The 12,369-nt window shown below is 63.6% G+C and carries 10 protein-coding genes; 2 read left to right on the forward strand and 8 right to left on the reverse strand.

The features are described from left to right. Positions 1-107: 107 nt before the first annotated feature. The gene (locus ACIPZB_RS04190; RefSeq protein ID WP_400639107.1) at positions 108-2,537 is read left to right on the forward strand and encodes a TonB-dependent siderophore receptor; all 2,430 of its coding nucleotides are present in this window, start codon (positions 108-110) and stop codon (positions 2,535-2,537) included. Positions 2,538-2,657: 120 nt separating this feature from the next. Here the strand turns inward: ACIPZB_RS04190 and ACIPZB_RS04195 are convergent, their stop codons facing one another. The 4 genes from ACIPZB_RS04195 to ACIPZB_RS04210 are packed head-to-tail and all read right to left on the reverse strand — an operon-like array spanning position 2,658 to position 6,100. Next, positions 2,658-3,815, reverse strand: a complete 1,158-nt coding sequence (locus tag ACIPZB_RS04195) for a betaine/proline/choline family ABC transporter ATP-binding protein (protein WP_400639108.1) — start codon at positions 3,813-3,815, stop codon at positions 2,658-2,660. Then, complete coding sequence (locus ACIPZB_RS04200) at positions 3,812-4,465, reverse strand: ABC transporter permease (protein WP_010952080.1); 654 nt, start codon at positions 4,463-4,465, stop codon at positions 3,812-3,814. The genes ACIPZB_RS04195 and ACIPZB_RS04200 overlap by 4 nt, the downstream gene beginning before the upstream one ends. Then, a complete protein-coding gene (locus ACIPZB_RS04205; RefSeq protein WP_400639109.1) occupies positions 4,462-5,373 on the reverse strand; it encodes a glycine betaine ABC transporter substrate-binding protein in 912 nt (303 codons plus the stop codon). The genes ACIPZB_RS04200 and ACIPZB_RS04205 overlap by 4 nt, the downstream gene beginning before the upstream one ends. Before the next feature lie 13 nt (positions 5,374-5,386). Next, entirely contained in the window at positions 5,387-6,100 is a 714-nt protein-coding gene (locus ACIPZB_RS04210; protein ID WP_400639110.1) for an ABC transporter permease, read from the reverse strand. A gap of 558 nt (positions 6,101-6,658) precedes the next feature. On the opposite strand from ACIPZB_RS04210, the gene ACIPZB_RS04215 reads away from it, so the two are divergent. Next, positions 6,659-8,242 carry a peptide chain release factor 3 gene (locus ACIPZB_RS04215; RefSeq protein ID WP_400639111.1) on the forward strand — a complete coding sequence of 528 codons (1,584 nt, stop codon included), beginning with the start codon at positions 6,659-6,661 and terminating at the stop codon, positions 8,240-8,242. A 132-nt stretch (positions 8,243-8,374) separates the two neighbouring features. On the opposite strand, the gene ACIPZB_RS04220 is transcribed toward ACIPZB_RS04215, so the two are convergent. The 4 genes from ACIPZB_RS04220 to ACIPZB_RS04235 all read right to left on the reverse strand — a co-directional run bounded on the left by ACIPZB_RS04220 (position 8,375) and on the right by ACIPZB_RS04235 (position 12,160). Beyond that, positions 8,375-9,454 carry a polyamine ABC transporter substrate-binding protein gene (locus ACIPZB_RS04220; protein ID WP_400639112.1) on the reverse strand — a complete coding sequence of 360 codons (1,080 nt, stop codon included), beginning with the start codon at positions 9,452-9,454 and terminating at the stop codon, positions 8,375-8,377. 52 nt (positions 9,455-9,506) lie between these two features. After that, complete coding sequence (locus ACIPZB_RS04225; RefSeq protein ID WP_008090667.1) at positions 9,507-9,848, reverse strand: cupin domain-containing protein; 342 nt, start codon at positions 9,846-9,848, stop codon at positions 9,507-9,509. 32 nt (positions 9,849-9,880) lie between these two features. Next, positions 9,881-11,287 (reverse strand): NAD(P)/FAD-dependent oxidoreductase, encoded by a 1,407-nt coding sequence (locus ACIPZB_RS04230; RefSeq protein ID WP_400639113.1) that lies wholly within the window; start codon positions 11,285-11,287, stop codon positions 9,881-9,883. A 63-nt stretch (positions 11,288-11,350) separates the two neighbouring features. Then, positions 11,351-12,160, reverse strand: a complete 810-nt coding sequence (locus ACIPZB_RS04235; RefSeq protein ID WP_400639114.1) for a helix-turn-helix domain-containing protein — start codon at positions 12,158-12,160, stop codon at positions 11,351-11,353. Positions 12,161-12,369: the final 209 nt, after the last annotated feature.

Genomic DNA, 12,369 nt, shown 5'->3' on the forward strand with positions numbered 1-12,369 from the left:
ATTCAGGTTTTTTTCCGCTCGTTCGTCTTCCCCGCCAGCTGCAACTGCCAAGCATTTCCATTTGCATGCGATTGGCGTTATCTCGACCATCAGGAAGTTTCGACGACGTGAACAACAACAAGCCTTTTCCACCCTTGCGCGCCCTGGCGCTGGCCCTGGCGGTAAGCTCGGTGGCCGTCAACAGCCAGGCCGCGCAGGCCGGCAGTGCTATCCAGATCCAGGCACAACCACTGGCCTCGGCGCTAAGCCAACTGGGCCAGCAGACCAACCTGCAGTTGTTCTTCAGTCCTGAGCTGGTGGCAGGCAAGCAGGCGCCGGCGGTTTCCGGCCAACTGACGCCGGTCGAGGCCCTGCAACAGTTGCTACAGGGCAGCGGGCTCACTTACGAGATGTCTCAGGACACCGTGGTGGTAAAGCCCCTGCCGACCACGCTGGATCTGGGCAGTGGCAGCCTGGAGCTGGCGCCCACCGATATCAAGGTGGTCGGTGACTGGCTGGGCGATGCCGACGAAGCAGTGGTGCAAAATCACCCCGGTGCACGCACCGTGGTGCGCCGCGAGGCGATGGTGGAAAAGGGCGCGATGAACGTGCGTGATGTGTTGCGCGGCATCCCGGGTGTGCAGGTGCAGGACTCCAACGGCACCGGCGGCAGCGACCTGTCGCTCAACGTGGGTGTACGCGGCCTGACCTCGCGCCTGTCGCCACGCTCGACGGTGCTGATCGATGGCATCCCGGCCGCCTTCGCCCCCTATGGGCAGCCGCAGCTGTCGATGGCGCCGATCTCCTCGGGCAACCTCGACAGCATCGACGTGGTGCGCGGTGCAGGTTCCGTGCGCTACGGCCCGCAGAACGTCGGCGGGATCATCAACTTCGTCACCCGGGCCATCCCTGAAAAGCCCTCGGCCCAGTTGTCCACCACCCTGGAAACCTCCCAGCACGGTGGCTGGAAGCACACCGAGTCGGCCTTCGTCGGCGGCACCGCCGACAACGGCATGGGCGTGGCCCTGCTGTACACCGGGGTGAATGGCAACGGCTACCGGGAAAGCAACAACGGCAACGACATCGATGACGTCATCCTCAAGACGCACTGGGCCCCGACCGACGTCGACGAGTTCTGGCTCAACTTTCACTACTACGATGGCCGCGCCGACATGCCCGGCGGCCTGACCCAGGCGCAGTACGACAGCAACCCGTACCAGTCGCTGCGCGACTACGACTATTTCGCCGGGCGGCGCAAGGACGTGTCGTTCAAGTGGCAACGCCAGCTGGACGACGCTACCCAGTTCGAAGTGTTGACCTATTACACCGACAGTTTCCGTGGCAGCGCCATTGCCTCGCGCGACATGAAGACCCTCTCGTCGTACCCGCGCAACTACCACACCTTCGCCATCGAGCCCCGTGTGTCGCGGATCTTCTTCACCGGCCCCGCCACCCAGGAAGTCAGCGTCGGCTACCGCTACCTGAAAGAAGCCATGCGCGAGCAGGCCACCCGCCTGGCCTTGATCGACAACGTGCCGACGCAAACCCCGACGTCCGATGGCCATGTGTTCCAGGACCGCAGCGGTGGTACCGAAGCCAGCGCCTACTACATCGACGACAAGATCGACATCGGCAACTGGACCATCACCCCCGGCCTTCGCTTCGAGCACATCAACACCGACTGGCGCGACCGCCCGGTGCTGGACGCCAACAACCGGCCGGTGCCGGAGAAGAAGCGCAGCATCAGCAGCGACGAGCCGCTGCCGGCGCTGAGCGTGATGTACCACATCTCCGATGCCTGGAAAGTGTTCGCCAACTACCAGACCTCGTTCGGCAGCCTGCAGTACTTCCAGCTGGGCCAGGGCGGTGTCGGCAACAACACGGCCAACGGCCTGGAGCCGGAGAAGGCCAAGACCTACGAGATCGGTACGCGCTATGACAACGGCGGCTTCGCTGGTGAGTTGACCTTGTTCTACATCGACTTCGACGACGAGCTGCAGTACATCAGCAACGATGTCGGCTGGACCAACCTGGGTGCCACCAAGCACCAGGGTATCGAGGCCTCGGCGCGGTATGACCTGGCCGGGTTGGACCCGCGCCTTGAAGGTTTGTCGGTCAATGGCGGCTACACCTACACCCGCGCCACCTATGAGGGGGATATCCCTGGCTTCGAAGGCCGTGACCTGCCGTTCTACTCGCGTCAGGTGGCTACGGCCGGCGTGCGCTATGCGGTGAACCGCTGGACCTGGAACCTGGATGCCTACGCCCAATCCAAGCAGCGCGCGCCAGGCACCGGGATCAATGCCGATGGCAGCTTCAACGGCGACTACATCACCGAGCCGAGCGCCGATGGGCAGTTTGGCGACATTCCGGGTTACGTGACCTGGCATGCCCGTGGCGGGTACGACTTCGGGCCGAAGCTGTCGAACCTGACGGTGGCCGCGGGGGTGAAGAACCTCTTCGACAAGCAGTACTTCACCCGCTCCAGCGACAACAACGCCGGCATTTATGTGGGTGAGCCGCGCACCTTCTATGTGCAGGCCAGTGTAGGGTTCTGATACCGCGGCGCCCCAATCGCCGGCAAGCCGGCTCCCACAGGTATTGCACAAGGCTTGAAGCCTGTGGAGTTCCCTGTGGGAGCCGGCTTGCCGGCGATTGGGGCGCAAAGCGCCCCTCGGTTACGAAACCACCGCCTCGGCCGGCGACACGATGCTGGTCTTGCCCCCCCGCGATCTCCCCGAACTCAGGTAAGCCGCAATCGACTCCTGGGTCACCTCTCCCAGGAACACCTGCTCGGCATCCAGCACCGGCAACCACGCCCGGTTGTACTCATACATCCGCGACAACAGGATGCGCAGGTGCTCATCGTGCGAAGCCGTGGCATTGAACGGTCTGAGGAAGTCCCCACACACACCCTGCTGGCGATGCATGTCACGCCGGCGCACATAGCCCAGCGCCTTGTTCTGCGCATCGGTCACCACCACGTAGCGGCGGTCATGCTCATCCAGCAATTCCAGGGCATCGCTGACCGGCGTCTCGGGGCTCACCGACGGGGCGTTGTCCGCCGCATCCTCGGCGCGCACCAGCAACAGGCGCTTCAAGGTGCTGTCCTGGCCGACGAAGTTGCTCACGAAATCATCCACCGGATGCGCCAGCAAAGTGTCCGGATGATCCAGCTGCAACAGCTTGCCGGCACGGAAGATGGCGATCTTGTCACCCAGCTTGATCGCTTCGTCGATGTCATGGCTGACCATGATCACGGTCTTGTTCAGCGCCCGTTGCATCTCGAAGAACTCGTTCTGGATCATCTCGCGGTTGATCGGGTCGACCGCGCCGAACGGCTCGTCCATCAGCAGCACCGGTGCTTCGGCGGCGAGCGCGCGGATCACGCCGATGCGCTGCTGCTGGCCGCCCGACAGTTCTCGCGGGTAGCGCTGCAGGTACTGCTTGGGTTCGAGCTTGATCATGCTCATCAGCTCGCGGGCACGGTCGTGGCAGCGTTGCTTGTCCCAGCCCAGCAGGCGGGGGACCACGGTGATGTTCTCTTCGATGGTCATGTTGGGGAACAGGCCGATCTGCTGGATCACATAGCCGATGTGCCGGCGCAGGGTCACTTCATCCAGGCCGCTGGTGTCTTCGCCATTGATGAACACCTGGCCGGAGGTGGGCGTGATCAGCCGGTTGATCATTTTCAGCGTGGTGCTCTTGCCGCAGCCCGAGGGGCCGAGGAACACGCAGATTTCGCCTTCGTTGACGGTGAGGCTGACCGCGTCGACGGCTTTGACGTCCTTGCCGTTGACGTTGAAGGTCTTGCTGAGGTTCTTGAGTTCGATCATGAGCGCAGTCCTTCTGGAGTCAGGGCACGTTGCAGGGTTTGCAGGAGCAGGTCGGCGATGATCGCCAGCAGGCTGACCAGCACGGCGCCGACCAGCAGCATCGACATGTCGCTGCGGCTGATGGAGGTGAGAATGAGCACGCCCAGGCCACCGGCACCGATGGTGGCGGCAATGGTCATGACGCCGATGTTCATCACCACGGCGGTGCGTACCCCGGCGAGGATCACCGGTACCGCGATGGGCAACTCGACCATGCGCAGGCGCTGGCCGAAGGTCATGCCGATGCCGCGTGCGGCTTCACGGATGCCGGGCTCGACGTTGGTCAGGGCCAGGTAGGTATTGCGCAGGATCGGCAGCAGCGAATAGAGGAACACGGCGGTGATTGCCGGCAATGGCCCGAGTCCCTGGCCGAACTTGGAGTAGAACGGCAGCAGCAGGCCAAAGAGGGCGATCGACGGGATGGTCAGCAGCACCGTCGCGCTGGCCTGCAGCGGCCCGGCCACGGCCGGGAAGCGGGTCATCAGGATGCCCAGTGGCACGCCGACGAGGATCGCCAGGCCCACGGCGATGCCGACCAGCATGATGTGCTGCCAGGTCAGCTGCAGCACCTGGGCCCAGTCGAGATGGGCGAACGTATCGAGCAGGCTCATGGCTGTACCTCCTTGAGGGGATGCTCACGCAGGAATGCGGCGGCGACGGCAGTCGGGTTCTGGTGCTCGACATCGACCTTGGCGTTGAGCTGGCGCATGGTCTCGTCATCGAGCTGCTCGGCCAGCGGCTTGAGCAGGCCGACCAGTTGCGGATGGGCGTCGAGCACGGCCTTGCGCACCACCGGCGCGGCGGTGTAGTCGGGGAAGTAATGCTTGTCGTCTTCCAGCAGCTTGAGGTTGAACGCGCTCAAGCGCCCGTCGGTGGTGTAGACCAGGCCGGCGAACACCTGGTTGTTGTGCATGGCGGTGTAGACCAGGCCAGCGTCCATCTGGCGGATGTTGGCGCGGCCCACTTGCAGGTCGTACATGTCTTTCAGACCGACCAGGCCATCCGGGCGGTTGGCGAACTCGGTGTCCAGGGCCACCAGATGATTACGCTTGTGCTCGTCACGCAGCACCTGGTTGAGGTCGCTGATCGTGTTGACCTGCGGGTAGGCCTCGGCGATCTGCTTGGGCAGCCCCAGGGCGTAGGTGTTGCTGAACTTGGATGGGGTCAGCCAGATCAGGTCTTTCTTGGCGTCCAGTGCCTTGACCCTGGCATAGGTAGCCTCGGCGCTGGGCATGCGCTCATCGATGTGGTTGTAGGACACCAGCGACACGCCGGTGTATTCCCACATCAGGTCGAGTTGGCCGGTTTCCTGGGCCTGGCGGGCGATGCTGCTGCCAAGGCCCGTGGTGACGCGCACCTCGAAGCCGTTGGCGCGCAGGTATTGGGCGGTGATTTCGGCGAGCACGGTCTGTTCGGTGAACATCCGCGCACCGATGTGCAGCTGGGGTTTGTCCGCCGCCTGGGCAAATCCTGCGAACAGCAGGGCCGCGCCCAGCAGCAAGGCGATTCTCTTCTTCATACGTTCCCTCTGGTTATCGGGCCAGGCCACGTTCCAGCCAGCGCTTGCTGGAGAAACTCACCGCGGCGTCCAGCAGCAGTGCCAGCAACGCGGTGCAGGCCGCGCCGAGCAGCAGCTGTGGCTGGTTGTTCAGGGCGATGCCCGGGAAGATCAGGCTGCCCAGGCTGTTGGCGCCGATCAGGAACGCCAGTGGCGCGGTACCGACGTTGAGCGCCAGGGCCACCCGCACACCGCCGACGATGATCGGCACGGCGTTGGGCAGCTCCACCTGCCAGAGTTGCTGGCGCGGGGTCATGCCGATGCCGGTGGCGGCTTCCTTGAGCGAGGCGGGGACGTTTTTCAGGCCCTCGTAGGTGTTGCGCACGATGGGCAGGAGGGAGGCGAGGAACAACGCGAAGATCGCGGGCCCGGCGCCGATGCCCAGGATACTCAGGGCGATGGCCAGAACGGCCAGGGGAGGGATGGTGTTGCCAACGTTGAAGAACTGCATGAAGCGCTCGGCTTTGTCGACCCGGTGCGGTCGACTCAAGGCAATGCCAGCGGGGATGCCCACGGCCAACGCCGCCGCCATCGAAGCCAGCACCAGTACCAGGTGCGCTTGCAGGTAGAACCCAAGATCGTCGCGGTAGCGCGCGATCGTGTCGATGCCGATCCAGTGGATCAGCAGGGCCAGGATGACGAGCACGGCGGCCCATCCCAACAGCCCTTTTCCGTAGCGTGTTGCCACAGGCGGACTCCTTGTGTTGTCGGCGAGCACACTCTTTTTTTGGCCGCCATACCTGGCAGCGAGTGGTGTGTTCGCGAGTAGCAGCGAGAGGCAACCGAAGGCTGCGATCAGGCCATGAGCCGAACCCCGTCGGGCCCGAAAATGCTGATGAAACCAGTCCCCAAGCGAAGCGGTTTGCAGGGGAGTGGACGTCTCCGTGGGCGTAAAGGTTCCCATCTGATGAGGCATTTGGCCAGTGTTAATCACTGGGTGGCTGGAATCCTGGCGAGAAAAAACAGCGGTTTAAGGCGCTGAAGGCGTTGAAATAACTGCCCTGCGGCCATTTATCGTGATAAAGCGATTGGAGGATGAATTTGTTGTGGCAGTGCGGGCCCTATCGCCGGCAAGCCGGCTCCCACAGGTACTGCACAGGGCCTGAAGCTTGTAGAGGTCCCTGTGGGAGCCGGCTTGCCGGCGATAGGGCCGGAACAGGCACCACTCGTTCGGCAGATTTTGGTCCCGGCCCAACTTCAGGTATGATATCGCCCCTTTTTGAATCCCCCAGTCAGGCGATTTCCCATGACCAACCAGGCCGCCGAAGTCGCGAAGCGCCGCACTTTCGCAATCATTTCCCACCCCGACGCCGGTAAGACCACCATCACCGAGAAGCTCCTGCTGATGGGCAAGGCCATTGCCGTCGCCGGTACCGTGAAGTCGCGCAAGTCCGACCGCCACGCCACCTCCGACTGGATGGAAATGGAGAAGCAACGCGGCATCTCCATCACCACCTCGGTGATGCAGTTCCCGTACCGCGAGCACATGATCAACCTGCTCGACACCCCCGGCCACGAAGACTTCTCCGAAGACACCTACCGCACCCTGACCGCGGTGGACTCGGCGCTGATGGTGCTCGACGGCGGTAAAGGTGTAGAGCCGCGGACCATCGCCCTGATGGACGTGTGCCGCCTGCGCGACACGCCCATCGTCAGCTTCATCAACAAACTCGACCGTGATATCCGCGACCCGATCGAACTGCTCGACGAGATCGAAGCCGTTCTGAAGATCAAGGCCGCGCCAATCACCTGGCCGATTGGTTGCTACCGCGACTTCAAGGGCGTGTACCACCTGGCCGGCGACTACATCATCGTCTACACCCCGGGCCACGGCCATGAGCGTACCGAGGCGAAGATCATCGAGAAGCTCGACTCCGATGAAGCCCGCGCGCACTTGGGTGACGAGTACGATCGCTTCCTCGAACAGCTTGAGCTGGTGCAGGGCGCCTGCCATGAGTTCGACCAGGACGAGTTCATCAACGGCCAGCTGACGCCGGTGTTCTTCGGTACTGCACTGGGCAACTTCGGTGTCGACCATGTGCTCGATGCCGTTGTCGACTGGGCGCCGCGCCCGCTGGCCCGTGTGGCCCATGAGCGTACCGTGGAGCCGGTGGAAGAGAAGTTCACAGGCTTCGTGTTCAAGATCCAGGCGAACATGGACCCGAAACACCGCGACCGTATCGCCTTCATGCGCATCTGCTCGGGCAAGTACGAGAAGGGCATGAAGATGCGCCACGTGCGTACCGGCAAGGACCTGCGCATCGGTGACGCGCTGACCTTCTTCTCCTCCGAGCGTGAGCAGCTGGAAGAGGCCTACGCTGGCGACATCATCGGCCTGCACAACCACGGCACTATCCAGATCGGCGACACCTTCACCGAAGGCGAGGCGCTGGGCTTCACCGGTATCCCGCACTTCGCCCCGGAGCTGTTCCGCCGTGTGCGCCTGAAGGACCCGCTCAAGTCCAAGCAGCTGCGTCAGGGCCTGCAGCAGCTGGCCGAAGAGGGCGCGACTCAGGTGTTCTTCCCCGAGCGCAGCAACGACATCATCCTGGGTGCGGTCGGTGTGCTGCAGTTCGACGTGGTCGCCAGCCGCTTGAAGGAAGAGTACAAGGTCGAGTGTGCCTACGAGCCGATCACCGTCTGGTCGGCGCGCTGGATCACCTGCGATGACAAGAAGAAGCTCGAGGAATTCCAGAACAAGGCCATGGAGAACCTGGCCATCGATGGCGGCGGTCACCTGACCTACCTGGCGCCGACCCGGGTCAACCTGGCGCTGATGGAAGAGCGCTGGCCGGACATCAAGTTCCGCGCGACTCGCGAGCATCACTGATCTTCATAGCCAGGTTGTCTGCACTGGCCCTATCGCCGGCAAGCCGGCTCCCACAGGTACTGCACAAGGCTTGAGGCCTGTGCAGATCCCTGTGGGAGCCGGCTTGCCGGCGATAGGGCCGGTGCAGCCAACCTAGTTACCTGCCTTGATACTGGTCCAGATCCGCGTACGAATGCGGTCGATCTTCGCCGGCATCGCCTCCAGCGCATACAGCTTGCTCATCACCTCGTCGCTCGGGTAGATCATGCTGTTGTCTTTCATCGCCGGGTCCACCAGCCCGTCAGCCTTAAGGTTGCCGTTGGCGTACTGCACATGGTTGCTGATGTTGGCCATCACCTCCGGCTGCAGCAGGTAGTTCATGTAGGCATACCCCGCCTTCTCATCCGGCGCATCGGCCGGCATGGCGACCATGTCGAACCACATCGGCGCCCCTTCCTTGGGGATCGCATATCCCACCTTCACGCCATTTTTCGCCTCGTCCGCACGGTTCTTCGCCTGCAGCACGTCCCCCGAGAAGCCCACCACCACGCAGATGTCGCCATTGGCCAGGTCGCCGGTGTACTTCGATGAGTGGAAGTAGTTGATGTACGGCCGCACCGTCATCAGCAACGCCTTGGCCTTTTCATAATCCTTCGGGTCCTGACTGTGGTGCGGCAAGCCCAGGTAATGCAGGGCGATCGGCAGCAACTCGGGGCCATTGTCGAGCACTGCGACGCCGCAGCTTTTGAGCTTGCTCATGTACTCGGGCTTGAAGATCAGGTCCCAGGAGTCGACCGGCGCGTTGTCACCAAGCACCGCCTTGACCTTGTCGATGTTGTAGCCGATGCCGGTGCTGCCCCACAGGTACGGGAAGCCATGCTGGTTGCCCGGGTCGTTGACCTCCAGCGCCTTGAGCAGCACCGGGTTGAGGTTGTGCCAGTTGGGCAGCTGCGACTTGTCGAGTGGCTTCAGGGCCTTGCCCTGGATCTGTCGGGCCATGAAGTGGTTGGAGGGGAACACCACGTCGTAGCCGGAGTTGCCGGTCATCAGTTTGCCGTCGAGGGTCTCGTTGCTGTCGTACACGTCGTAGGTCGGCTTGATCCCAGTGGCCTGCTGGAAATTCTGCAGGGTATCGGGCGCAACGTAGCTGGACCAGTTGTAGATCTTTACCGTGTCGGCGGCGCTGGCCACGCTGGCGGCCAGCATCAGGGGGGCGAGGAGGAGCGTACGCATGTCGGGTTTACCTTGCTTTGTCTGTTGTTATCGAAGGCAGGCGATCAGCGGATCAGAAGATCAGAACGTAGGTCTTGCGCACGGTCTCCTGGATATCCCAGGTGCCGGTGCTGTTGGCCGGTAGCATCAATGCGTCTCCGGCTTCTATGAACAGGGTTTCGCCACCGTCGGGGGTGAAGGTGCAGCGGCCCTTGATGAAATGGCAGAACTCCTGTTGCACGATCTGCCGCCGCCAGCGGCCGGGCGTGCACTCCCAGATGCCGGCTTCGACGCCATCGCTGCGCTCCACGCAGGTGACCGAGGCCACTGCCACGGGCTCGCCAATGGGCACAGCGACCGGGTTGGCGCTGTCCAGCACGACGCTGTCGGTGTGTTTGAACTGGGTGATGCTCATTGCTGGTGGATCCTGTGCAGGGGAAAGGGAAGTCAGTGCATGAAACCTTCCATGAAGTCCGCAAGGGAGCTGGCCAGGCGCCGCCTCCAGGGCGCGCTGGCGGGGTTGGCGAGGGTCCGGTCCTCGTGGACGAAACTCTGGATGATGGCGTTGTAGCCCAGCCAGCGGCAGGGCTCGGGCGGCCAGCTGGCCAGGCTCGATAGCGGGCGGTTGTCGAGCACCCAGGGCTGGGCGGTCAGTGCGTTCTGTTGGTTGAGGATCAGCGCGGCCAAGGTGCGCCCACCGAGGTTGGTAGCGCCGACGCCTTCGCCGCCATAACCCCCGGAAAGGGCGATGCCACGCTGGCGGTCGCACAGCATGTGCGGGCGGAAGCGTCGGGCCATGCCCAGGTTGCCGCCCCAGGAATGGGTGATGCGCACATCCTTGAGCTGGGGGAACAGCTCGCTGAACAGGTAGCGGCGCAGGCCGACTTCGGCCTCGGTGAGGGTGAAGTTTTCGCGCAGCCGGCCGCCGAAGCGGTAGCCACCGCGGGCGCCGAACACCAGGCGGTTGTCGGCGGTGCGCTGGCCATAGGTGACCTGACGGCTGCTCTCGCTGAAGGCCTGGCCCCGGTCCAGGCCGATCTGTTGCCAGGTCGATTCAGGCAGCGGTTCGGTGGCCAGCAGCAGGCTTTGCACCGGTAGCTGGTGCTTGCCCAGCGGCGGCAGGCTGGCGGCATAGCCTTCGACAGCGGGCACCGTCCATTGGCAGCGGATGCGCGCCAAGGGCGAGCGCACTTCGCCCGGCTGCCAGTCGATGGCCGGGGTGTTCTCAAAGATGGGCACGCCCAGCGCCTCCACCGCCCGGGCCAGCCCTCGCGCCAGCTTGGCCGGTTGAATGGTCGCGGTGTGCGGGCTGTAGATGGCGCCGTAGGCGTTGCTCAGCCGCAGCTGTTCAGCCAGTTTCTCGGGGCCCAGCCAGTGGTAGTCCTCCTCGCGCATGCCCTGGCGGTACAGGTCGTCGAGGTAGGCGCGCAGGCTGCGTTCCTGTTCCGGGTAGCGAGCGGCGCAATACAGCACGCCACCTTTGCGAAAATCGCAGTCGATGGCCTCGCGCTGCAGCACGGCATGGACTTCATCGGGTATGCCCTGCAGCAGGTCGATGCTGCTGCGGCGTTGCTGCGGCGACAGGCTGGCCAGCAGCCGGTCCTCGCCGAGCAGGTTGCCCATCAGCCAGCCGCCGTTGCGCCCGGAGGCGCCGAATCCGGCGATGTTGGCGTCGATCACTACGATGTTCAGGTGCGGGGCCTGGCGCTTGAGGTAGTAGGCGGTCCACAGGCCGGTGTAGCCGGCGCCGATGATGCACACGTCGACGTCTAGGTCTTCGTGCAGGGCCGGGCGGGCGCACAGCGGCTCGTCGAGCTGGTCCATCCACAGGCTGAGCGTGCGCAGGGGTTGCATCGGGTGGGCTCCACATCCGTCAAGGTCTGTGGGCGATGCTAGTGGCGTTGGGCGCTGGCTGTCTTACGTGCGTGCACGCAGGGAAATTTGCTTGAGGTAGGCCTTGGGCGTGAGCCCTGTGTGTTCGCGAAAGCACTTGTAGAAGGCCGACAGGGAGTTGAAGCCGGCACTGAAGGCCAGGTCGTCGATCGACGCCGCAAGGCTGTGGTCGTCGAGGCTGGCCATCAGGTGTTGCAGGCGCGCCTGGTTGACGTAGCGGTAGAAGCTTTGGCCGAGCACCTGGTTGAGCAGGTAGGAGATCTGGTTGCGGCTGTAGCCACTGGCGCCGGCGACCTGTTGCAAGTCGAGTTCAGGGTCGAGGTAAGGGCGTTGGCGCTGGAAGTAGTGCTCCAGGTCCTGGGCCATGGTCGACAGTTGCCGAGGCGACAGTCCCAGGCGGCTGGTGGCCGGACGCGGACCCGCGCTGGGCAGGCCCTTGCTGTTCTGGCGTACCAGCGTGGCGTATTCGTTGACCCGCCAGATCAGGCCGTCCTTGACCGTGATCGCTTCGCTCGACTGGAAGGCCACCAGGCCTTCACCGCCCTGCACCGTGACCTGGTACTGGATGAACGCAGTGCAGCCATCGACGCGGATGCGGTCGCTGTGGACGATGTCCTCGCCGGCCTCATGCGGCAGGCAGGCACGCACGTAGTCGCGCAGCTCGCGGTAACCGAGCACGCGGTTCTGGAAGAAGTCGTGGTACTGGATGTCGGGGTGGTAGAGCGCGATGACGCCGTCGAGGTCGCGGTGCTTCCAGCACAGGTGGTAGCGCAGGACCGTTTCGGCGGTGATCGGCGTTTGTTCGGGGCCGTCTGGGCGTGTGTTCAGGCTCATGTGCAGATAGTGCCGAGGGGCGGGAATGGAGGCAAGTCAGTGCCGGGCCTTTTCGCGGGGCAAGCCCGCTCCCACAGGCCGCCTCCACAGGTTCATTGCGCATTGCATAAACCCAGAGCCATTTGCCGCTATCCGGGTGTTTTGCACGATTCCGAGACTGCTCTGCGCGCTAACTCCTTGATTCGCATTGATGTCATTTTTTGACACAT

The organism is Pseudomonas sp. NPDC089396 (genome assembly GCF_044749545.1).
Taxonomy (GTDB): Bacteria; Pseudomonadota; Gammaproteobacteria; order Pseudomonadales; family Pseudomonadaceae; genus Aquipseudomonas.